General features: G+C 59.1%; 21 protein-coding genes and 1 tRNA gene. 1 reads left to right on the top strand and 21 read right to left on the bottom strand.

Translation table 11 applies throughout. The features are described from left to right. Window positions 1-9: 9 nt before the first annotated feature. Complete coding sequence (locus ABF757_RS05540; RefSeq protein WP_025860072.1) at window positions 10-792, bottom strand: IclR family transcriptional regulator; 783 nt, start codon at window positions 790-792, stop codon at window positions 10-12. A 259-nt stretch (window positions 793-1,051) separates the two neighbouring features. Here ABF757_RS05540 and ABF757_RS05535 point away from each other — a divergent pair, with 259 nt between their 5' ends. Beyond that, complete coding sequence (locus ABF757_RS05535) at window positions 1,052-1,537, top strand: glutathione peroxidase (protein WP_415481275.1); 486 nt, start codon at window positions 1,052-1,054, stop codon at window positions 1,535-1,537. On the opposite strand, the gene ABF757_RS05530 is transcribed toward ABF757_RS05535, so the two are convergent. The 20 genes from ABF757_RS05530 to ABF757_RS05435 form a co-directional block, all read right to left on the bottom strand. Further along, on the bottom strand, window positions 1,534-2,220 hold the full coding sequence (locus ABF757_RS05530) for an ABC transporter ATP-binding protein (protein ID WP_415481274.1): 687 nt from the start codon (window positions 2,218-2,220) through the stop codon (window positions 1,534-1,536). The two genes, ABF757_RS05535 and ABF757_RS05530, sit on opposite strands and share 4 nt — an antisense overlap. Further along, window positions 2,213-3,460, bottom strand: a complete 1,248-nt coding sequence (locus ABF757_RS05525; protein ID WP_415481273.1) for a lipoprotein-releasing ABC transporter permease subunit — start codon at window positions 3,458-3,460, stop codon at window positions 2,213-2,215. Before ABF757_RS05525 ends, ABF757_RS05530 begins: the two co-directional genes overlap by 8 nt. A 5-nt stretch (window positions 3,461-3,465) precedes the next feature. After that, entirely contained in the window at window positions 3,466-4,782 is a 1,317-nt protein-coding gene (proS, locus tag ABF757_RS05520; RefSeq protein WP_415481272.1) for a proline--tRNA ligase, read from the bottom strand. Between the two features lie 145 nt (window positions 4,783-4,927). Beyond that, entirely contained in the window at window positions 4,928-6,571 is a 1,644-nt protein-coding gene (locus tag ABF757_RS05515) for a ribonuclease J (RefSeq protein ID WP_415481271.1), read from the bottom strand. Between the two features lie 9 nt (window positions 6,572-6,580). Continuing rightward, window positions 6,581-7,390, bottom strand: a complete 810-nt coding sequence (locus tag ABF757_RS05510; protein ID WP_415481269.1) for a type III pantothenate kinase — start codon at window positions 7,388-7,390, stop codon at window positions 6,581-6,583. Window positions 7,391-7,392: 2 nt separating this feature from the next. Continuing rightward, complete coding sequence (locus ABF757_RS05505) at window positions 7,393-8,139, bottom strand: biotin--[acetyl-CoA-carboxylase] ligase (RefSeq protein WP_415481268.1); 747 nt, start codon at window positions 8,137-8,139, stop codon at window positions 7,393-7,395. Beyond that, window positions 8,136-9,578 (bottom strand): NADH-quinone oxidoreductase subunit NuoN, encoded by a 1,443-nt coding sequence (gene nuoN, locus ABF757_RS05500; RefSeq protein ID WP_415481267.1) that lies wholly within the window; start codon window positions 9,576-9,578, stop codon window positions 8,136-8,138. The genes ABF757_RS05505 and nuoN overlap by 4 nt, the downstream gene beginning before the upstream one ends. Before the next feature lie 61 nt (window positions 9,579-9,639). Next, complete coding sequence (nuoL, locus tag ABF757_RS05495; protein WP_415481266.1) at window positions 9,640-11,580, bottom strand: NADH-quinone oxidoreductase subunit L; 1,941 nt, start codon at window positions 11,578-11,580, stop codon at window positions 9,640-9,642. Window positions 11,581-11,586: 6 nt separating this feature from the next. Continuing rightward, the gene (gene nuoK / locus ABF757_RS05490; protein ID WP_415481265.1) at window positions 11,587-11,910 is read right to left on the bottom strand and encodes an NADH-quinone oxidoreductase subunit NuoK; all 324 of its coding nucleotides are present in this window, start codon (window positions 11,908-11,910) and stop codon (window positions 11,587-11,589) included. After that, entirely contained in the window at window positions 11,907-12,626 is a 720-nt protein-coding gene (locus tag ABF757_RS05485) for an NADH-quinone oxidoreductase subunit J (protein ID WP_415481264.1), read from the bottom strand. The genes nuoK and ABF757_RS05485 overlap by 4 nt, the downstream gene beginning before the upstream one ends. Before the next feature lie 36 nt (window positions 12,627-12,662). Beyond that, window positions 12,663-13,151, bottom strand: coding sequence for an NADH-quinone oxidoreductase subunit NuoI (gene nuoI, locus ABF757_RS05480; protein WP_025860064.1), 489 nt, complete (start codon window positions 13,149-13,151; stop codon window positions 12,663-12,665). Continuing rightward, window positions 13,151-14,179, bottom strand: coding sequence for an NADH-quinone oxidoreductase subunit NuoH (gene nuoH / locus ABF757_RS05475; RefSeq protein ID WP_025860063.1), 1,029 nt, complete (start codon window positions 14,177-14,179; stop codon window positions 13,151-13,153). Before nuoH ends, nuoI begins: the two co-directional genes overlap by 1 nt. Before the next feature lie 5 nt (window positions 14,180-14,184). Next, window positions 14,185-16,248 (bottom strand): NADH-quinone oxidoreductase subunit NuoG, encoded by a 2,064-nt coding sequence (gene nuoG, locus ABF757_RS05470; protein WP_415481263.1) that lies wholly within the window; start codon window positions 16,246-16,248, stop codon window positions 14,185-14,187. A 6-nt stretch (window positions 16,249-16,254) separates the two neighbouring features. Continuing rightward, the gene (nuoF, locus tag ABF757_RS05465) at window positions 16,255-17,580 is read right to left on the bottom strand and encodes an NADH-quinone oxidoreductase subunit NuoF (protein ID WP_415481262.1); all 1,326 of its coding nucleotides are present in this window, start codon (window positions 17,578-17,580) and stop codon (window positions 16,255-16,257) included. Between the two features lie 12 nt (window positions 17,581-17,592). Then, window positions 17,593-18,231: a complex I 24 kDa subunit family protein gene (locus tag ABF757_RS05460; protein ID WP_415481261.1), complete on the bottom strand. Its 639-nt coding sequence runs from the start codon at window positions 18,229-18,231 to the stop codon at window positions 17,593-17,595. Then, window positions 18,228-19,511, bottom strand: coding sequence for an NADH-quinone oxidoreductase subunit D (locus ABF757_RS05455; protein ID WP_415481260.1), 1,284 nt, complete (start codon window positions 19,509-19,511; stop codon window positions 18,228-18,230). Before ABF757_RS05455 ends, ABF757_RS05460 begins: the two co-directional genes overlap by 4 nt. Next, a complete protein-coding gene (locus tag ABF757_RS05450; protein WP_415481259.1) occupies window positions 19,511-20,170 on the bottom strand; it encodes an NADH-quinone oxidoreductase subunit C in 660 nt (219 codons plus the stop codon). Before ABF757_RS05450 ends, ABF757_RS05455 begins: the two co-directional genes overlap by 1 nt. Beyond that, window positions 20,163-20,732 (bottom strand): NuoB/complex I 20 kDa subunit family protein, encoded by a 570-nt coding sequence (locus ABF757_RS05445; protein ID WP_035370429.1) that lies wholly within the window; start codon window positions 20,730-20,732, stop codon window positions 20,163-20,165. The genes ABF757_RS05450 and ABF757_RS05445 overlap by 8 nt, the downstream gene beginning before the upstream one ends. Window positions 20,733-20,740: 8 nt before the next feature. Then, window positions 20,741-21,106 (bottom strand): NADH-quinone oxidoreductase subunit A, encoded by a 366-nt coding sequence (locus tag ABF757_RS05440; protein ID WP_025860058.1) that lies wholly within the window; start codon window positions 21,104-21,106, stop codon window positions 20,741-20,743. A 224-nt stretch (window positions 21,107-21,330) separates the two neighbouring features. Next, window positions 21,331-21,405: transfer RNA gene (locus ABF757_RS05435), tRNA-Val, on the bottom strand. Between the last annotated feature and the right edge of the window lie 69 nt (window positions 21,406-21,474).

The following is a 21,474-nucleotide window of genomic DNA, read 5'->3' as shown; positions in this document are numbered from 1 at the left end:
CCCGCGCACTTACTCTCCCCGATAACCCAGCCTGAAAGATACGGCGCGCGCGAGATCAACCGCGTATTCGCCCAGTTTTTCCATGCCATAGCGGCCCAGTTCCGTCTGCGGCAGGCTGATCCCTACCCCGGCCACCGCCTGACCGGAATGATCCTTTACGGCTGAGCCGAAGCACCACAGCCCATCGTGAATCTGCTCGTCATCCACCGCGTAGCCACGGTCACGGATTTCGCCCATTTCACGCACCAGCGTTGCAATAGAGCGTATGGCATTGGGGGTCAGCGGTTTGGGCCAGCCTGATACCGGGTGCTGGGCCAGCCATTCGTCAAACGATGCATCATCCATGCCAGCCAGCATGGCATTGCCTGTCGCCGTAAAAATGGCTGGCAGGCGCATACCCACCCGAAACGACGCCCCAAGAACCATCGCGCTGTTCCGGCAGGCCAGATACACGACATCCGCCCCTTCGAGCATGGTGAGCGTGATGGTGAACGAATCCAGATCGGGGCGGGTTTCGAGCGCATGGTAGAACTCAGCCACCAGATCGCGCTTTTCGGTTACGTCCCCTGCCCAATCAAGCAGACGTGTACCCAACCGGTATCCCTGCGCCGCGTTCTTGTCCAGCAGCTCAAGCTCCACCATCACGGCCAGCAATCCGTGGGCTGTACTGCGCGGTAAATCAAGCTGGCGGGCAATATCCGCCGCCAGAGGGGGCCTGCTGGCAGCACGCACAAGATCAAGAATGCGGACGGCTCGGCGCAGGGCTGGAACCGTATCCTGTGGAGTAGACATGCTTTTCTTATTTTCCTTGTTGACAGGAGAGGCCCGTCTCTTCATATTCAGAATACAGGATCAAGTTCAATATAATGAACAACAAAAATCAGAACACGATCTTGCCGCGCAGAGGCATGGTGGAAGCCTGAAAAAAGAACCCGTAACAGGGCAGCAGGCTTCCACCCTCTGATTACGCATCATCATCCCTCGCACCCTGTCTGCTATTCGGCTACATGGAATATTCCTCCTGCCACAAATGTAGCAAAAGGACAGCCTCTTGACTTGTGTGTATGATTTCACCCTGCCCTCTCTTGAAGGCGGAACCATTGATCTGGGCGCTTATCGCGGTCGCCCGGTGCTTCTTGCCAATACCGCATCGCTCTGCGGCTTCACGCCCCAATATGAAGGCCTGCAAGCGCTGTGGACCCAGTACCATAAAGCCGGGCTGGTTGTTATTGGCATTCCCAGCAATGACTTTGGCCGACAGGAACCGGGGTCGTCCGAAGAAATTTCCGGCTTTTGCCAGCGCAATTATGGCGTTGCCTTTCCCATGGCAGCACGCAGCACGGTACGCGGGGCCGACACCATTGCGCTGTTCCGGTGGCTGGACAGCGACCTCGGTTTTCTGGCTAGGCCGCGGTGGAATTTTTATAAATATCTGACGGATCGCCACGGCCTACCCGCAGCATGGTTCAGCAGCCTGACACCACCCACAGCCTGGCGCGTGCGCAAGGCTGTAGAGCGGGTGCTGAAAAACGCCTAACGCGGCACCAGAACGCCGTCGCGCAGGGTCACCACCCGGTCCATGCGCGGCAGCAGTTCTTCGTTATGGGTTGCAACCAGTGCAGCCAGCCCTTTCTGCCGCACGGCATCCAGCAGTTCCGTAAAAACGGCATCCGCCGTGCGCACGTCCAGATTACCGGTCGGCTCATCCGCCAGCAGCAGAGCCGGTTCATTGGCCAGCGCACGGGCTATGGCCACACGCTGCTGCTCGCCCCCTGACAGCTTGCCCGGCAGGTGCCCCACCCGGTGTGAGAGACCAAACATGCCCAGCAGGCGTTCGGCCTCTGCCCGCGCCTGCCCCTTGGGCTTGCCCGCAATCATCTGGGGTAGCATCACGTTCTCACGCGCGCTGAATTCTCCGAGCAGGTGATGGAACTGGTATACAAAACCAATCCGGTCACGCCGCAGCGCCGTGCGCCCGGCCTCCGCCATGCCACGGGTGGACTGGCCGCAAATGACGATATCGCCATTATCCGGTGTATCCAGCAGACCCGCCAGATGCAGGAGGGTCGATTTACCCGTGCCGGACGGCGCTACCAGCGCCACGATTTCCCCCGCATGCAGGGTCAGCTCCGCTCCACGCAGCACGGGCAGCACATCGTTATCACCACTGCGGTAGTTTTTCTCCACACCACGCAGCGACAGCACGGTCGTCTCACTCATGGCGCAGGGCCTCCACCGGGTCGGTTTTCGCGGCACGCCATGAGGGGTACAGCGTGGCCAGCAGCGAGAGGCCAAGCGCCATCACGATCACTTCCGCCACCTGCCCCCACACCAGCTTGGCCGGCAGATGTTCAAGGTAATACACTTCGGGGTTGAACAGGTTGGTCCCTGTCAGTTTCTGCAATACCTGCCTGATCCGCTCGATATTCACGCAGAACACCACACCAAGCAGCGTTCCCGCCACGGTGCCGCTCACCCCGACAAAGGCTCCGCACATCAGAAAAATCCGCATGATGGCACCGCGGCTCGCCCCTAGCGTGCGAAGCACGGCAATATCCGCAGTCTTGTCCTTGACCATCATGATCAGCGAGGAAATGACATTGAAGGCCGCCACCAGAATGATCAGCGTCAGGATCAGGAACATGACATTCTGTTCCACCTGAACCGCGCCAAAGAGGGCGTTATTGGCATTAGTCCAGTCCATGACCCGCAGGCCCGGATCAGCCAGAGCCCGGCTGATTGCCAGCGTGACTGGCCGCACATGCTCGGGGTCATCCGTCATGACCATGATCTGCGTGACCTGCCCGGGCATCTGGAAATATACCTGCGCCGCCTGCATGGGCAGAAACACCACGCTGGAATTGTAGTCATTCACCCCGGCATCAAAAATCGCCACGACATGGTAGGTTTTGACACGCGGCACCGTGCCAAAGGCCGTTGCAGCGCCATCGGGTGAAACAAGGGTTACACCCGAGCCCACCATAAGCCCGGCGCGCTCGGCCAGTGTCACCCCGACCACGATGGAATCGTCACCACCGAAATCGTTCAGTGATCCCGCCACCAGCGAGGAACTGACAGCCGTAAGCCCCTGCAAGCCCTGTGGGGTCATACCATGCACGACAGCACCGGTATTATACCCACCCACGCTCAGCAGCACCTGGCCTTCGATCATGGGGGTAGCCCCCACAACACCGGGCACCTTGCGCACTTTTTCCGCAGCGGTTTCGTAAGCGCTGATGGTACGACCCGAACCATAGACGGTCAGGTCGCCATTGAGCCCCAGTATGCGACCCATCAGGTCAGCCTGAAAGCCGTTCATCACCGCCATGACGATAATCAGCGTGGCAACGCCAAGAGCAATGCCGATGAGTGAGAAAATGGCGATGATCGAAACAAAACGTTCGCCCCGCCGAGCACGGAGGTAACGGCCCGCCACCGCGCGCTCAAAGGGGCCAAACATACCGCTTAACCAGCCAGAACCAGAGCCAGCGCGTCGTCTATCGCCAGCTCCTGCCGCTCGCCCGTGGCGCGGCGCTTGAGTTCCACCTGCCCGGCCTTGGCACCACGCGGCCCCACGACAATCTGCCACGGGTGGCCCATAAGGTCGGCATCCGCAAACTTCACGCCTGCACGCTCCGGCCTGTCATCATACAGGAAGGCATCGGGGGCAGCCGCGTAAATCCGCTCGCACAGCGCATCGCACAGTTCATCGCCCGATTTCAGATTCAGGATAGCCGCCTTGAATGGCGCAATGGAATCCGGCCAGATAATACCGTTCTCGTCATGGCTGGCCTCGATAATGGCCCCCGCCAGACGGGAAACGCCAATGCCGTAAGACCCCATTTCCGGGTGGAGTTTGTTGCCATCCGGCCCGGCAATGCTGACATCCATCGCCTCGGTATATTTCGTGCCGAAGTAGAAAATATGCCCGACTTCCACGCCACGGCCTTCGCGGCGGCGCTCTACCGGCACATTCTCCCATGCGGCGGTGTCGTGCATTTCATCCGTTGCCGCATACGGCGTGGTCACACGGTTGAAAAAGGCTTCCAGCTCCGCCGGGCTGTTTACGTCAACCGGTTCATCCAGCCAGTCCTGCTCTTCCAGCGCGGCGTCATAAAACACGCCGCTTTCACCCGTGGGGGCCAGAATCAGGAATTCATGGCTGAGTTCACCGCCAATGGGGCCGGTATCGGCCCGCATGGGCACGGCCTGCACGCCCAGACGCTGGAATGTCCGCAGATAAGACAGCAGCATGCGCCGATAGGTCGCAACAGCGCCAGCATAGTCTACATCGAAGCTATAGGCGTCTTTCATCAGGAACTCACGCCCGCGCATGACCCCAAAGCGGGGCCGCACTTCGTCGCGGAATTTCCACTGGATGTGATACAGTGCCTGCGGCAGTTCCTTGTAGGATTTAACGGACTGACCAAACAGGTCCGTAATCATTTCCTCATTGGTCGGACCGTACAGCAGTTCGCGCTTGTGACGGTCCTGAATACGCAGCATTTCCGGGCCGTAGGCATCGTAACGGCCCGAGCGCCGCCACAGATCGGCAGATTGCAGGGTGGGCATAAGCACTTCCTGCGCATCAATGCGGTTCTGTTCCTCACGCACGATCTGGCTGATATTGCGCAGCACACGCAGGCCAGCAGGCAGCCAGGCATAGATACCAGACGCCGTCTGGCGGATCAGCCCTGCGCGCAGCATGAGCCTGTGCGAGACGATCTGCGCCTCTGCAGGGTTTTCCTTAAGCGTGGGAATGAAGCTGCGCGAAAGACGCATGGTCGGTTATGCCCTGTACGATGAACGCTCCCCTGAGTGGGAACATCCCGGAATGATTGATCCTGTTTTCTGCTCTAGAACAGCAAACGCCCGAAGGAAACCCGCGATGGGCCTCCTTCGGGCGAATGATGTTTTTCATACCACCTCAGACGCGCAGCAGATGCACATCCACCAGCGGGCGTTTTTGCAGCTTGCGGCCCAGAGCACGACGCAGCGCAGTTTTGGCAGCATCGCGGAACGTGCTGTCCTCATTACGCAGTTCATCGGGGATGATATCCAGCGCATTGGCGAATTCCTCGCGCACGCGCACGCTTTCCAGATCATCCGGCTCCAGCAGCCCCGGTGCACTCACCTTGGGGTCGCCAATAACAAAGCCTTCCTCATCCACCGCGAAGCTGCCGATAACGATACCGTTGAACAGCATCTTGCGCCGCGCCGCCAGCACGCCACCATTCATGGACAGCAGACGCCCCGCATCAAGCGCCAGACGGCCCGTGGGGGCTGTATCCACCACCTCGACCCGGCCCGGAGCAAGCTGCAGAATATCACCATCCTCCAGCAGCACCGGCGTAATGCCGGCTTCCTGCGCCAGAGCAGCCTGCGCCGTCAGGTGACGCCATTCGCCGTGCACCGGCACAACATGCTGCGGGCGCAGCAGGTCATACATCTTGCGCACATCGCCACCCGTGGCATGGCCGGACACATGCACAAAACGTTCACGGTCGGTAATAACCGTAACACCCCGGCGCGCCAGATTATCCTGCACGGCCATGATGGCGCGCTCGTTGCCCGGAATCATACGGCTGGAATAAATGACCGTATCGCCCTCACCCAGCGAGATATTCGGGTGTTCGTCGATCGAAATACGGGAAAGCGCCGAGCGGGGCTCGCCCTGACTGCCGGTGATGATCATCAGCAGCTTGTCATCGGGCACGTCGTTCACGTCCTGCTCGCTCAGGAACGGCAGAACACCCGACAGATAGCCACATTCACGCGCGGCGGTATCGAGGTTGCGCAGGGAGCGCCCGACCAGCACCACCGTACGGCCCGCTGCCTGTGCTGCCATGGCAATGGTTTCAACACGCGCCACGTTGGAGGCAAAGCAGGTAACCGCAATACGGCCCTTAAGCTCTCCCACCAGTTCCGTCATGCTACGGCGCACTTCGGATTCAGACTGCGAGGGGCCGGGCTTCATGACGTTGGTGCTGTCGCACACAAGTGCTAGCACGCCTTCACGGCCGATTTCCTCAAGCCGGTTCAGGTCTGTCGCTGGGCCAACCAGCGGCTCGGGATCGAACTTCCAGTCACCCGTATGCACCACGATACCCGCAGGTGTGCGCAGCACCATGGACTGTGCCTCGGGCACCGAATGCGTCACAGGCACGAATTCGATATCGAACGGGCCGACATTGAAACGGCTGCCGGGCATGACAACCTTGATCGGCACATCGTTCAGCCGTGCTTCCGCCAGCTTGCGGCGCAGCACCGCCGCCGCGAACGGCGTGACGTAAACCGGGCATTCAAGCATGGGCCACATATGGGCCACAGCGCCAATATGGTCTTCATGCGCGTGAGTGATAACCAGACCCGCGAGGCTGTTTTTCCGTTCCACGATAAAGGCCGGGTCCGGCACCAGAATTTCAGCTTCCGGGGTGTCGTTCCCGCTGAAACCAATGCCGCAGTCAATGGCAAGCCATGTATCGCCCAGACGATACAGGTTCAGGTTCATGCCGATCTCGCCCGTTCCACCCAGGGGCAGAAAGGCCAGATCGCCGTTTTGTCCTGTCATAATGTCGTTTTATCCTTCAGTCAGAAAATCTCGTTCTACAGTCAGTTTTGGCAGGGGATTGCGCCCCGCCAGCAAGCGCAGCCCGTTCAGGGTCAACATTGAATCCACATGGTCGAAAATAGCCGTTCCCTCCGAGAAGAGCGGAGCCAGACCGCCGGTCGCGAGCACCTTCATGGGCCCCACTTCCCGCCTGATCCTCTCGACGATCCCCTCGATCAAACCAACATACCCCCAGAACACACCCGACCGCATGGCCGAAACCGTATTGCGCCCGATGGCCGAATCTCCCACCGGACGCCCAATGCCAATGCGGGGCAAACGGGCCGCCGCCTGATGCAGCGCCTCAACCGATAGATTGATACCCGGCGCGATCACCCCACCGCAATAGCTGCCTTCACGGTCTACTACGTCAAATGTCGTAGCTGTGCCAAAATCGATAACGGTCAATGGCCCACCATAGTTGTGGTGCGCGGCCAGACCGTTCAAGAGACGGTCAACACCGACCTCGTCCGGGTTATCCACCAGAATGGAGAACCCCCAGTCCAGACGGGCGGAAGCCAGAAGTGGCTCGACCGCAAACCACTGGCGGCACAATGTTCTGAGATGATAAAGGGCGGCGGGTACGACGGTTCCGATCACGGCCCCTTTGACGTCGGCAGGGCTCAACCCCTGTGTGCGCAGCAAAGCCAGCAGCCACACGGCATACTCGTCAGACGTGCGCTGCGCCTGCATGGTAATGCGCCACACGCCCCGCCATTTTTCCGCGTCATGCACAGCAAACACGACATTGGTGTTCCCGGCATCAATGACGAGCAGCAACCCTAGCCTCTCCCTTCCGCAAGCAGGATATCACCTGTTGCGATCACTTTTGTGCCCGCAACCGTGTCCAGCAACAGGCGTCCATCCGCCGTCAGCCCGGCGAAGCGCCCTTCCTCATAAGTACTCGCGCCCCTGACGACAAGAGGCGTTCCGGGCGGGTGCGCCCTTTCAAGCCATGCAAGACCCAGAGATTCAAAGCCTTCCCTACGCCATATATCGCACCACTGGCCCAGTCGCGCCAGCACCGCGCGCGCGACATCCTCGACATCGCCCACCGGGCCGCACTGGGCAAGACAGGCGGTTCCCTGACCGGTCAGGGCCTGATCCGGAGCCGCCTGAAGGTTTGCCCCCATACCGATCACCAGCCTCTCACCTTCCCGCTCGATCAGAATGCCGCCGAGCTTGCGCCCGTCGAGCAGAATATCGTTCGGCCATTTTATGCTCAGCCGCACACGGGCCGCAGGCACGCTGTCAACAAGGCCATCATAAAACGCAAGGGAGGCGGCAAAAGGCCATCCCCCCAGCGCATCCTGCTGCGTAACGCCTGCATCAAGCAGAACAGACAGGGCAAGACTTTGCCCGGAATCCAGCCATTGCCGCCCCCGGCTGCCACGCCCCTTGCTCTGCCGTCTGGCCAGAACCGCCAGACCACTGGGTTCGCCTGCCCTGAGCCGCTCCATGCAGTAATCAGAGGTCGATGTCAGTTCCTCGTGGCACTCAAGCCGCCACGGCCATGCCGGGTTACTCATCCGACCAGCGCAATCGCAGCCTGATGTGCGAAGGACAGAATCGGCCCCAGCACGGCAATGAACAGAACCGTGGCCAGCCCCATACCGCCCGACACCAGCAACAGACCCGGCGCGGGCCGATCCAGCGCCTGATCCGGTGCATCAAAATACATCACCTTGACAATGCGCAGGTAATAATAGGCACCGACAATGCTTGCCGCAGCTCCCACTGCCACCAGCGGATACAGGCCAGCCTGCCAGGCGGCAGCAAACACCAGAAATTTGCCAAAGAACCCGGCCAGAGGGGGAGCCCCCACCATGCTGAACATGAAAATGGCCAGCGCCAGCGCCATGCCGGGGTCTGTCTTGCCCAGCCCGGCGAGGTCGGCAATGCCGTTCACCTCACGCCCGTTACGGCGCATGGCCGCGATACAGCCAAATGTCCCGGCATTCATGATCAGATACGCGCTCAGATAGACCAGAGTAGCCTGCAACCCGGCCATGGAAGCCGCCGCCAGCCCCATAAGGGCATACCCCATATGCCCGATGGAGGAATAAGCCATCAGCCGCTTGATGTTGGTCTGTGGAATAGCTGCAAACGCACCATACACCATGGACAGGATCGAGACTGTTTCAATCAGGATCTGCCAGCGCGGCGCCACGGCCCCAAACGGCCCGGCCATAACGCGCAGGAACAGCGCGAAAGCGGCAAATTTGGGAGCCCCCGCCATATAAGCCGTCACGGGCGTGGGCGCACCCTGATAGACATCGGGCGTCCACATATGGAACGGCACCACCGACAGCTTGAAGCACAGCCCAACCAGTACAAAGACAATGCCCACAACAAGCCCCATGGGCGGTATGGCAGCGGAACGCACGGCTTCGATCAGCCCGGTATATTCCATGGTGCCAGCAAAACCATAAACCAGCGAAATACCGTAAAGCAGCAGACCGGAAGCCAGAGACCCCAGAATGAAATATTTCAGCCCGGCTTCTGACGACAGGACATTGTCCCGCTCCAGCGCGCACAAAATGTAAATGGACAACGATGACAACTCCAGCCCCACAAACAGCGTCATGAGATTGGCGGAGGACGCCATAATCATCGCCCCCAGCGTGGAAAACAGGATCAGCACCGGGGCCTCAAACGGCAGGGTTCGCTGTTCGCGCGTGCGGTAGCCGGCACCCAGCACTACAGCGACCAAAGCCCCCGCCAGAACCAGAATTTTCATGAAACGGGCAAAACCGTCATTAACAAACGTGCCCGCGTAGCCATGACCCTGCGGGCATACCAGCACCAGCACCATGCAGCCCAGCAGCGCGGCACCACTCAGTACCGTGGCGGGCAGAAACCCCTCCCCCTTGGGTTGCAGAACAACCCCGGCCAGAATGACAACACCCGCCAGCGCCAGCGCGATTTCCGGGAGGGCAATCGCCCAGTTGAAGGAAGACACACCCATCACGCAGCACTCCGCAGAGGAAAGCAGGGAACAGAAATCAGGTCACAACCAGACATGGCACTCATCCACACAGGGCCACGGTGAGCAGCACCACAAGCCCCCCAAGCATGCTGAAGGCGTATAGAGCGAGTGAGCCTGTCTGCAACCGGACAGCCTGCACGGCGCTTTCGCGCGTGGCACGCACCGCATCGAGCGGCATGCCTTCAACCACGCCTTCCTCGCCACCTTTCCAGAGCGCACGCGCCAGAACTGCGTAGGGGCGCACGAAAATGAAATCGTACAACTCGTCAAAATACCATTTGTTGAGCAGGAAGCGGTAAACCGGCCACAGAGCCTGTGCCAGCCGTGCAGGCAGGGTTGGCACGAGTTTGTAGAAAACAAACGCCAGCGCAATGCCCGCAATGCCCGCCAGCGAGGGCAGCAGGGCGATCAGCCCCGGAGCCTGCTCAAGCCGCTCCATAATGAAATTGCCCGGTGCGTTAAAGATGGCACCATTCCAGAACGCGGCCTGATGCGACCCGATATAGAACGGGGCCAGCAGCAGCCCGGCAAACACAGCACCAACAGACAGGCAGACAAGCGGCACGGTCATAATGGCAGGGCTTTCATGCGCAGCTTCCAGCGCGTGGGCATCCGCCGCATGGCCATGGAATACCAGCAGGATCAGACGCCAGCTATAGAAGGCCGTCAGGAAGGCCGTTACCGTGCCCAGCACCCAACCATAATGGCTCCATGAGTCACCCGAAACCCATAGCGCGTTGAGAATGGCATCCTTCGACCAGTATCCCGCGAACGGAAACACGCCAGCCAGAGCCAGACTGCCAATCCACACTACGGCATAGGTCAGTGGCAGTTTTTTCCACAACCCGCCCATGCGGAACATATCCTGCTCATCATGCATGGCATGGATAACCGAACCTGCGGCAAGGAACAGCAGCGCCTTGAAAAAAGCATGGGTTGTCAGGTGGAAAACAGCCGCCTGATACGCCCCCACCCCAATGGCGGCAAACATGTAACCAAGCTGCGAGCAGGTGGAATAGGCAATGGTGCGTTTGATATCAGGCTGCACCATGCCCACCGTTGCCGCGAAAAAGCAGGTGCTCGCGCCAATCAGCACCACAAAACCGCGTGTGCCGGGTGCAAACTCCAACAGTGGAGACATACGGGCCATCAGGAACACACCCGCTGTCACCATCGTTGCTGCATGGATCAGGGCTGAGACCGGCGTAGGGCCTTCCATCGCATCCGGCAGCCATGTGTGCAGGAACAGCTGGGCCGATTTGCCCATGGCCCCTACAAACAGCAGAAAGCAGATAACCTCCAGCACCCGCACCTGCACGCCACACACCGTATAGGTAGCCGGCAATGCCTGCGGCACGGTCGCGAACACTGCATCGTACTGCACCGTGTGGAACACGACATAAATCAGCCCGATCCCGACGATGAAGAACAGATCCGCCACGCGGTTGACCACAAAAGCCTTGATGGCAGCGGCGGTTGCTGCCGGGCGGTCATACCAGTAGCCAATCAGCAGGTAACTCGCCAGACCAACGCCTTCCCACCCGAAGAACAACTGCACCAGATCATTGGACGAAACCAGCATGAGCATGGCGAAGGTGAAAAGCGACAGATAGGAAAAGAAACGATACGCAGGCATGGTTTCGTGGCTCATGTATCCCACGCTGTACACATGCACGAGCAGGGAAACCGAAAGCACCATGGCCACCATGGTTACGGACAGCGTATCGAACCGCAGGGTCCATGTCGCTTCGAAACCACCCGCGTTCACCCACTCCGCCAGCGGCAGGCTCAAATGCGGAAAGCCCTGCCCCCATGCGCCACACAGGGCACCAACGCCGCACAGCGTTGCCACCCCCATACACACAATGGTTACGGCCTTGGCCAAGGCATCACCCATCAGCCGTCCGCCAAGCCCCGCCACCACTGCTCCGGCCAAGGGGGCCAGAACAGCCACGGAAAACAGGTTGAGATCAGTGTGCATGGCCGCTCAGCCCTTCATCATCGTGACATCTTCAACCTGGATGGACCCACGGTTACGGAAATAGACCGTTACAATGGCCAGGCCGATTGCCGCTTCAGCGGCTGCAATCGTCAACACGAACAGAACCATGACCTGTCCGGACAAATCTCCCAGTGCGGATGAAAACGCGACCAGATTGAGATTGGCCGAAAGCAGGATCAGCTCCATCGCCATCAGCATCACGATGATATTTTTACGGTTAAGGAAAATACCGAACACCCCGAGCACCAACAAAGCAGCGCTGACAAAGAGGTAAGGCCCCAGCCCTACGGCATTGATCGCGGCGTTCATGCGCCCTTCTCCCTGTTGCTGGAGGCATCGTCCTGTGGGTTTTCAGGCACAAGACCGTAGGAGCCCGGCACGGCAATTTCGTTGTAAGACCCCTTGGGCCGTAGGAAACCACCCCGGTCGGCAACGCTCTCACCCAGTTCGAGGTCCAGCATTTCAAGTGTATCCGCGCGTGTGCGGGCATGCTGGCGGGTAATGTTCTGCCGCCGCCCCGTGGTTTTTTCACGCAGGGTCAGCGTAATGGCGCCAATCATGGCTACCAGCAGCACCAGACCGCAGGCCTGAAACAGCAGCACGTAATGGGTATAGATGAGCCCGCCCAAAGCCGCCGTGTTGGTCAGCCCCGGTGCGGCCAGAGGTGCCGCCCGGCCGGGGGCCATTTCCCAATGGCTGAAGGCAAGCACCAGTTCGGCAAACAGCACGCCCCCAACACACCCACCCAGAGGGGCGTATTTCTGAAACCCTTCGCGGAGCTGCCCGAAATCGACATCGAGCATCATCACCACGAACAGGAACAGCACCGCCACCGCGCCCACATAGACAATCACCAGCAGCATGGCCAGAAACTCGGCCCCCGCCACCAGAAACAGGCCTGATGCGTTAAAAAACGCAAGGATGAGAAACAGCACCGAATGAACCGGGTTGCGTGCCGTAATGACCATGACAGCCGAAAACAGCAGCACGGCGGTAAAGATATAAAAAACAAGCTGCGCCATCATGGGCTGACCTCCTGCCGCGTCACGCGTTGCATCTGTTCACCGGTATGGCGCATCAAGTTCGAGCCGACGGGCCAGCAGGCTTTCCCAGCGGTCACCATTCGCAAGAAGGCGGTTCTTGTCGTACATGAGTTCTTCACGGGTTTCCGTGGCAAATTCATAGTTCGGGCCTTCAACGATCGCATCCACCGGGCAGGCTTCCTCGCACAGGCCGCAATAGATGCATTTGGTCATGTCGATATCGTAGCGCGTTGTGCGGCGCGAACCATCATCACGCTCCTGCGCTTCAATGGTAATGGCCTCCGCCGGGCAGGTTGCCTCGCATAATTTGCAGGCAATGCAGCGCTCCTCCCCGTTGGCATAGCGCCGCAGGGCATGCTCGCCCCGGAAACGATGCGAAAGCGGCCCTTTTTCGTACGGGTAATTCAGCGTCACCTTGGGCTGAAACATCATACGAAACGTCGATGCCATGCCCGAGACAATTTCCTTGAGCAGGAAGGAACGCAGCGTATTGGACAGGGTGCTCATTAGTTCACACCTCCACTATGCGGGAGCAGGCCCGTCGCCATCAGAAAACCGGCCGTTCCAATCATCCACAACAGCGAGAACGGCAGAAACACCTTCCAGCCCAGACGCATGAGCTGATCGTACCGGTAGCGGGGGAACGTCGCGCGCACCCAGATAAAGACGAACAGGCAGAACAGGATTTTGAAAATCAGCCATAGCGGACCGGGTATCCATGTCAGAGGCGCAATACCCAGAGGCGGCAGCCACCCACCAAGGAAAAGAATGCTCACCATGGACGACATCAGGATCATGTTCGCGTATTCGCCCAGAAAGAACAGCCCGAAAGCAAGGGACGAATATTCGACAAAAAACCCTGCCACCAGTTCGCTTTCCCCTTCCGGTAGATCGAACGGAGCACGGTTGGTTTCCGCCAGAGCCGATATGAAAAACACGATAAACATCGGAAACATCGGCACGCAGAACCACACATGCCGCTGGGCCAGCACAATGTCATTCAGGTTCAGACTACCCACCGCAAGCAGGACGGACACAATAACAAGCCCGATAGATACTTCGTAAGACACCATCTGTGCGGCAGAGCGCAGGCCACCCAAAAAGGCGTATTTCGAATTAGACGCCCAGCCTGCAATCAGAATGCCGTAAACCCCCAGCGAGGAAATCGCCAGCAGGTAGAGAATACCAACATTGATGTTGGCAACCGCCAGCCCGTTACCGGTGGGAATAACCGCCCATGCCACCATGGCCAGAGAAAAGGTCAGAAACGGTGCAAACAGAAACAGCCCGCGATTTGCACCTGCCGGAATAACCGTTTCCTTTACGATCATCTTGATCGCATCGGCAAAGGCCTGCAACAGACCGAAAGGCCCGTTCACGTTCGGCCCACGGCGACGCTGCATGGCCGCCATAACCTTGCGTTCCATCAGCGTCAGATACGCCACGCCAATCAGCAGCGGCACCAGAACGGCCAGCGTTTCCAGCAGCATCAGGCAGATCTGGCCGACAAGCGTATGGTAGAAAAACTGCGCCATGCCCGTTACTCCGCCGCCGCCACGCCATACACGGCGGAACATTCCGCCATGGTCTGGCTTGCCCGGCTGATGACGTTGGTCTGGTAATAATCACGGATAACCGGCCGGAACGGGGCTTCATCAAAAGCCACTGCCTCGGCAGGGTCATCAGCCACACCAACCCCCAGCAACAAGGCCGCGCCCTCACCCGTCATGGCGAAGACAGGATTGACCTCGGCCATCCGCTCACGCAACTGCTCCAGCGTGTCATATGGCAGGGTATGGGCAACAACTTCGGAAAAAGCCCGGATAATCCGCCAGTCTTCACGCGCCTCACCCGGAGCGAACACAGCACGGAACGCCCGCTGCACACGCCCGGCCGTATTGACATATGTGCCCGGTTTTTCGGTATAGGCCGCACCGGGCAGAATGATATCAGCCCGTGCCGCAGCCGCGTCGCCATGATGGCCCTGATACACGACGAAAGTATCAGCCGGAATCCGCTCCACCGGCACGTCATCCGCACCGAGCAGCCACAGTATATCCACCCCGCCCCGCACCATGGAGCTTGCCGCCCGGCCATGCGCGCCCGGCAGGAAGCCGAGATCGAGCGCCCCTACGCGAGAGGCCGCCGTATGCAGGATGTTAAAGCCGTTCCAACCTTCTGCAATCACGCCTGTTGCCTCGGCCAAGGCGCGGCTGGCGGCGTAAACCGCTGGAGCGTCCCGCCGGGTCAGGGCCGCATGCCCCAGAATAATCATGGGATGCTTGGCTTTTTTCAGAACATCCGCAAACGGATGTTCACCTGCCAGCAGGGCTGCAAGCGTTTCCGGCCCTTCCCCCAGCACTGTGGCATCGTAAGTCAGGTCGCAGCGCGGCGCGCCGATAATCCCAACCGGAAAACCACCCCGCCCGGCATCGACAAACCGTTTGCGTATCCGTGCATTCAGCACTGGCGCTTCATGCCGTGGTGTCGAACCGACAATCAGCAGAGCATCCGCCTGATCGATACCGGTCAAGTCACTATTGAACAGATAGCCGTCCCGACGGGTCGTATCATACCAAGCCCCATCCTGTCGGCAGTCCAGATTGGCCGAACCGAGTGCCGTCATAAGATCCTTGAGTGCACACAGGCTTTCCGCATCGCACAGATCACCGGCGATAGCCCCAATCCGGTCACCCGAAACACCATCGAGCCTGCGCGCCAGTGCAACCAGCGCATCTTTCCAAGGCACAGCAATGAGTTTGCCATTAACACGCACCCAAGGGCGGTCAAGCCTCTTCCGCTTCAGGCCATCAACCGAGAAACGTCCTTTATCTGACAGCCATTCTTCATTCACTTCATCATTCACACGCGGAACGATGCGCATAACCTCGCCACCACGCGCCTGCACCTGAATATTGGTGCCCAGCGCATCCATGACATCAATACTGTCTGTCTTTTTGTATTCCCACGAGCGGGCATGAAAGGCCGACGGCTTGGCCGTCAATGCACCAACCGGGCAAACATCGATAAGATTACCAGAAAGTTCCGAAGTCAGCGCTTTCTCAACATAGGTCGTGATTTCAGCGTTTTCACCACGCGAGACCAGACCAAGCTCAGGCGTGCCTGCTACTTCCGTGCTGAAACGTACACAACGCGTGCACTGAATGCACCGCGTCATGACCGTTTTAACCAGAGGTCCAAGGTCCTTGTCCGTTACCGCCCGCTTGTCTTCCTGATAACGCGAAATACCCGAGCCATAGCCATAGGCCTGATCCTGCAGATCGCACTCACCACCCTGATCGCAGATAGGGCAATCTAGCGGATGGTTGATCAGCAGAAATTCCATAACAGCCCGGCGGGCACGCCGCACCACCTGCGTGTCGGTGAAGATTTCCATACCCTCACCAACCGGGAACCCGCAGGATGCCACCGGCTTGGGCGCGCGCGCGACTTCCACCAGACACATGCGGCAGTTACCCGCAACGGACAGGCGCTCATGGTAGCAGAAACGCGGAATTTCCTTGCCCGCCGCCTCGCAGGCCTGCAGGGCGCTGGACCCGGCAGGCACATCCACCGGAATACCGTCTACAATTACCCTCACCATTATCCGTTACTCCGCCGCTACCGGCACGCCAGCGGGCACCGCGATCAGCCCCGTACCGCCATGAGCCGCCTTGTACTGCTGAATACGCGCTTCCATTTCCGGCCGAAAATGCCGGATAAGCCCCTGTATAGGCCAGGCCGCCGCATCACCCAGCGCGCAGATCGTGTGGCCTTCAACCTGTCGCGTTACCTGCTCGAGCAGGTCGATTTCCTCGATATCCGCGCGCCCCTCGACCATGCGATCCATGATCCGCATCATCCAGCCTGTGCCTTCACGGCAGGGCGTGCACTGGCCACAGCTCTCATGTTTGAAAAACTTTGAGAACCGGGCAATGGCTTTGATAATATCGGTCGATTTGTCCATAACGATCATGCACGCCGTACCAAGGCCGGAACGCTCGGCCCGCAGGCTGTCATAATCCATCAGAACCGTTTCGCAGATCGACTTGGGCAGCAGCGGCACGGAACATCCACCGGGAATAACCGCCAGCAGGTTGTCCCACCCGCCTCGCACGCCACCACCATGTTTTTCAATAATGTCTTTCAGCGGAACACCCAGTTCCTCTTCAAACACACAGGGGGTGTTCACATGGCCTGAAATCGCCATGAGCTTGGTGCCTGCATTATTCTGCCGCCCCAACCCGGCAAACCACGCGGCCCCACGGCGCATGATGGTAGAGGCCACTGCAATGCTTTCGACGTTATTGACCGTGGTGGGGCACCCGTACAGCCCTACCCCTGCAGGAAAAGGCGGCTTCATGCGGGGTTGGCCCTTTTTGCCTTCAAGGCTTTCCAACAGGGCCGTTTCCTCACCGCAGATATAAGCCCCGGCACCACGGTGAATACGAAAATCGAAGTCCCAGCCTGACCCGGCTGCATTGGGGCCAAGCAGTCCGGCTTCGTATGCCTCATCAATAGCGGCCTGCAGATGCTCGGCCTCACGGTAGAACTCGCCACGGATATAGATGTAAGAGGCATGCGCCCCCATGGCGAAAGACGCAATCAGCGCACTTTCAATCAGCTTGTGCGGTTCGTGGCGCAGAACCTCACGGTCCTTGCAGGTGCCGGGCTCGGATTCATCACCATTGATCACAAGGTAATGGGGCCGACCATCAGACCCCTTGGGCATGAAGGACCATTTAAGCCCGGTGGGAAAACCCGCCCCACCGCGCCCGCGCAGGCCAGACGCTTTCATTTCCGCAATGATTGCGTCACGCCCACGGGCAATGATGGCTGCGGTATCATTCCAGTCACCACGCCTGCGCGCACCGGCAAGGCGCCAGTCATCCTGCCCGTAAAGATTGGTGAAGATCCGGTTCTTGTCTTCAAGCATGCCCCGTCTCCCCTATTGCGGCCCAGCGGCAGAATCCGCCGCGAGCAATGTCTTACGCCCGCCCTGCGGTGCGGAAACCTTACGGTCCACCACAGGCCCCGGCGGCGGCCGCTCTCCGGCACGCAATGCGGCAATCAGCTTTTCGGTGCTGGGGCCATCCATATCTTCGTAGAAATCATCATCCACCTGAAGGATGGGAGCATTTGCGCAGGCACCCAGACATTCCACTTCCGTGAGGGTAAACAGCCCATCCTCACTGGTCTGGCCAAACTGACTTATGCCTGTAGCTTTCTGGCAGGCACTCACCACATCATCCGACCCACGCAGCCAGCATGGCGTGGTGGTGCAGACCTGCAGGTGATAACGCCCTACCGGCCGCGTGTTGTACATGGTGTAAAAAGACGCGACTTCGTAAACACGGATAGCCGCCATTTCCAGCCTACGGGCAATTTCGTCCATGGCAGGCAGCGGCACCCAGGCACTTCCGGTCTGCCGCCCCATCTGCCGCTGTGCAATATACAGCAGCGGCATAACCGCACTGGCTTTGCGCTCCGCCGGATATTTACCCAGCACGATGCTGATTTCCGCCTCTGAGTCCGTATCGAACACAAAGCTCTCGGGCTGCTGGGGTGGGGTCCAGACAGGGTTCATCGATCTACTTCCCCAAACACAAGATCAAGCGATCCGATAATGGCCACCATGTCCGCCAGCATACCGCGGCGGGACAGTTCATCGACCGCCTGCAAATGGGAGAAACCCGTCGGGCGGATTTTGCAGCGATATGGCCGGTTGCTGCCATCCGCCACCAGATAAACGCCAAATTCACCTTTCGGGCTTTCAACGGCCGTATAGGTTGCGCCCGGCGGCACGTGGTAGCCTTCGCTGAACAATTTGAAATGATGGATCAGCGCTTCCATGGAGCGCTTCATTTCCGCTCTGGGTGGCGGGCTGAACTTGGGGTCCTGCACCTTGACCGGACCGGGACGGATCTGATCCAGACACTGCTCGATAATACGCAGGCTTTCGCGCATTTCCGCCACCCGCACGAGGTAGCGGTCGTAACAGTCACCCTGCCGCGCCACCGGCACATTAAACTCCACCTTGTGGTAGTTGTCGTAAGGCTGGTTACGGCGCAGGTCCCACGGCACGCCTGAAGCCCGCAGGCACGGGCCGCTGAACCCCCAGGCAAGCGCCTGCTCACTGGAAAACACACCAATACCGACCGTGCGCTGTTTCCATATCCGGTTTTCGGTCAACAGGCCTTCAAGGTCATCGATCCATTTCGGAAATTCACGCGCCCACAGGCCTATGCGGTCTTCCAGTCCGGCGGGCACATCACGCGCCACACCGCCGGGGCGAAAGTAATTGGCGTGAAAACGTGCGCCTGAGGCTGCCTCATAAAACTCGAGCAGCTTCTCGCGCTCCTCATACCCCCACAGCGCTGGCGTAACCGCACCGCAGTCCAGCCCCATGGCTGTAAGGTTGAGGATATGGTTGAGAATACGGGTAATTTCGGCAAACAGAACCCTGAGCCACTTGGCCCGCTCGGGAATATCGATCCCCAGCAGCTTTTCCGTGGCCAGTGCGAAAGCCTGCTCCTCGCACATGGGGGAAACGTAATCCAGCCGGTCAAAATACGGCAGGGCTTTCTGGTAGGTCTTGTATTCAATCAGCTTTTCCGTGCCGCGATGCAGCAGACCGATATGCGGCACGGCGCGCGCCACAACCTCGCCTTCCATTTCCAGCACAAGCCGCAGCACCCCATGAGCCGAAGGATGCTGGGGGCCGAAGTTCAGGGCGTGCGAGTCAATCTCCACCACCCTGTGTTCCTGCGCTTCCGCCACGCTCTCGGGCAGCAGACTCTGGGGAATATCGTCGCGCACCAGTGCCTGTGCATCTTCAAGAAAGGCTTTGTCATGAGAGTGCACCATCAGATTCCCCTCTTCATGCCCTGACGGACTTCATGCGCTTTTTCATCACCCGGCAGGGTCAGCATCCCTTCCCACGGGGAGACAAAGTCGAAATCGCGGAAATCCTGTGTGAGCGACACTGGTTCCTTGACCACCTGCCTGCGCTCGACATCGTAGCGGACTTCTTCATACCCGCTGAGCGGGAAGTCCTTACGTAGCGGGTGCCCTTCAAAACCGTTATCGGTCAGGATACGCCGCATATCCGGCTGCCCGGAGAACATGACTCCAAACAGGTCGTAACACTCACGCTCCCACCATGTGGCACAGGGCCACAGGTGATGTACCGATGGTACCGGCGCGCTCTCGCTGGTCGTAACAATAACCCGTATACGCCGGTTATAGGTGACGGAGAGCAGGTTATAGACCACGTCGAACCGCTCGACCCGCTGAGGCCAGTCCACCCCGCACAGGTCCATAAGCTGTTCAAAACGATAGCGCGGGTCATCGCGCAGGGCGGTCAGGAACCCCAGAAGGTGCTCCCTCCCTATCCTGACAACCAGTTCACCCTTTTCCACGGCAGCACTGCTTACATGCGGCCATGATGTCATGAAGGTGAAAGCCAGCGCACCAAGCTGCCCTTCCAGGCGGCCCTGATGCGGATTGATGCTTAGATCAGCCACGGATAATGGTTCCTGTCCGGCGGATTTTCTTCTGGAGCAGCATAATGCCGTAAATCAGCGCTTCGGCCGTGGGCGGGCAGCCCGGCACGTAAACATCAACCGGCACAATCCGGTCACAACCACGCACTACGGAATAGGAATAGTGGTAATACCCCCCACCATTGGCGCAGGAGCCCATGGAAATAACCCAACGCGGCTCCGCCATCTGCTCGTAAAGGCGGCGTAGAACCGGGGCCATTTTGTTGGTGAGGGTCCCTGCCACAATCATCACATCCGACTGGCGCGGCGAGCCGCGCGGGATAATGCCCATCCGGTCAAGATCGTAACGCGGCATATATGCGTGAATCATTTCCACCGCGCAGCAGGCCAGCCCGAAGGACATGGGCCACAGACTGCCAGTGCGGCCCCAGTTCACCAGCTTGTCCAGACTGGCGACAACAAAGCCTTTTTCCGCCAGCACACCGGTAATGCCCCGCACCACCGCATCCTGCTCCGGCCCTGGAGGCAGGGCCTCACGGTTCCACATAATGGCGTCCTGATTCTGTCCAGCGCTCACGGCCATGCCCTCCCTCAATCCCAATCCAGGGCGCCTTTGCGCCATTCATACAGGAACCCGATACCCAGAACGCTCAGGAAACCCAGCATGGACAAAAACCCGAACAGCCCGATACGCCCGAGGCTGATGGCCCACGGGAACAGGAAGGCCACTTCCAGATCAAAAATGATGAAGAGAATAGCCACGAGATAAAAGCGGACATCGAAACGACGCCGCGCATCGTCAAACGCGCCAAACCCGCATTCATACGCTGTCAGTTTTTCAGGATTAGGTTTCTGGTGGCCGCACAAAAGCGCCATACCGAGCATGGCGGCCGCAATGACGACAGAAATGCCGCCAAAAACAAGGACCGGAGCATAGTCGCTAAGAACAGACTGCATCAGGGGCTCCCACAGCGTTGGAAGCTAAAACCGCTTCCCTCAAGTGAGTTCACCCTAGACCCGACAGGGGCATACGACCATGCCCGTTCTTACCAAACTCCAGCCACTTTCCTGTGAATAACGCCGCGTGCATGAATGCACAGCACCCAGCATGAATGGCTGATAAATTACCTGAATACTCAGGCCAGCCACACAGGAAGGAATTAAATTTTACGGAAAGTATATGGTGGGCGATGACGGGATCGAACCGCCGACCCTCTCGGTGTAAACGAGATGCTCTACCGCTAAGCTAATCGCCCGCGCCCTATGTGTCACAAATGAAAACGGCCGACAACCCCTTTTTTTACAAGGAGATGCCGGCCGTTAAA

The sequence above is a fragment of the Acetobacter papayae genome (assembly GCF_047721125.1).
Taxonomy (GTDB): domain Bacteria; phylum Pseudomonadota; class Alphaproteobacteria; order Acetobacterales; family Acetobacteraceae; genus Acetobacter; species Acetobacter papayae.
The sequence above is the reverse complement of the archived record's forward strand: the minus strand, read 5'-3'. Positions and strand labels throughout refer to the sequence as shown.

What these genes read in the sequence shown, in the direction of transcription:
- ABF757_RS05505 (WP_415481268.1), bottom strand. Translation starts at nt 8,139, where the DNA reads ATGAGTAACCCGGCATGGCCGTGGCGGCTTGAGTGCCACGAGGAACTG.
- nuoI (WP_025860064.1), bottom strand. Translation starts at nt 13,151, where the DNA reads ATGAGCACCCTGTCCAATACGCTGCGTTCCTTCCTGCTCAAGGAAATT.
- ABF757_RS05455 (WP_415481260.1), bottom strand. Translation starts at nt 19,511, where the DNA reads ATGGTGCACTCTCATGACAAAGCCTTTCTTGAAGATGCACAGGCACTG.
- nuoF (WP_415481262.1), bottom strand. Translation starts at nt 17,580, where the DNA reads ATGCTTGAAGACAAGAACCGGATCTTCACCAATCTTTACGGGCAGGAT.
- ABF757_RS05525 (WP_415481273.1), bottom strand. Translation starts at nt 3,460, where the DNA reads ATGTTTGGCCCCTTTGAGCGCGCGGTGGCGGGCCGTTACCTCCGTGCT.
- ABF757_RS05540 (WP_025860072.1), bottom strand. Translation starts at nt 792, where the DNA reads ATGTCTACTCCACAGGATACGGTTCCAGCCCTGCGCCGAGCCGTCCGC.
- nuoN (WP_415481267.1), bottom strand. Translation starts at nt 9,578, where the DNA reads ATGGGTGTGTCTTCCTTCAACTGGGCGATTGCCCTCCCGGAAATCGCG.
- ABF757_RS05515 (WP_415481271.1), bottom strand. Translation starts at nt 6,571, where the DNA reads ATGACAGGACAAAACGGCGATCTGGCCTTTCTGCCCCTGGGTGGAACG.
- nuoH (WP_025860063.1), bottom strand. Translation starts at nt 14,179, where the DNA reads ATGGCGCAGTTTTTCTACCATACGCTTGTCGGCCAGATCTGCCTGATG.
- ABF757_RS05440 (WP_025860058.1), bottom strand. Translation starts at nt 21,106, where the DNA reads ATGCAGTCTGTTCTTAGCGACTATGCTCCGGTCCTTGTTTTTGGCGGC.
- ABF757_RS05445 (WP_035370429.1), bottom strand. Translation starts at nt 20,732, where the DNA reads ATGGCCGTGAGCGCTGGACAGAATCAGGACGCCATTATGTGGAACCGT.
- ABF757_RS05460 (WP_415481261.1), bottom strand. Translation starts at nt 18,231, where the DNA reads ATGAACCCTGTCTGGACCCCACCCCAGCAGCCCGAGAGCTTTGTGTTC.
- ABF757_RS05485 (WP_415481264.1), bottom strand. Translation starts at nt 12,626, where the DNA reads ATGATGGCGCAGCTTGTTTTTTATATCTTTACCGCCGTGCTGCTGTTT.
- nuoG (WP_415481263.1), bottom strand. Translation starts at nt 16,248, where the DNA reads ATGGTGAGGGTAATTGTAGACGGTATTCCGGTGGATGTGCCTGCCGGG.
- nuoL (WP_415481266.1), bottom strand. Translation starts at nt 11,580, where the DNA reads ATGCACACTGATCTCAACCTGTTTTCCGTGGCTGTTCTGGCCCCCTTG.
- proS (WP_415481272.1), bottom strand. Translation starts at nt 4,782, where the DNA reads ATGCGTCTTTCGCGCAGCTTCATTCCCACGCTTAAGGAAAACCCTGCA.
- nuoK (WP_415481265.1), bottom strand. Translation starts at nt 11,910, where the DNA reads ATGAACGCCGCGATCAATGCCGTAGGGCTGGGGCCTTACCTCTTTGTC.
- ABF757_RS05530 (WP_415481274.1), bottom strand. Translation starts at nt 2,220, where the DNA reads ATGAGTGAGACGACCGTGCTGTCGCTGCGTGGTGTGGAGAAAAACTAC.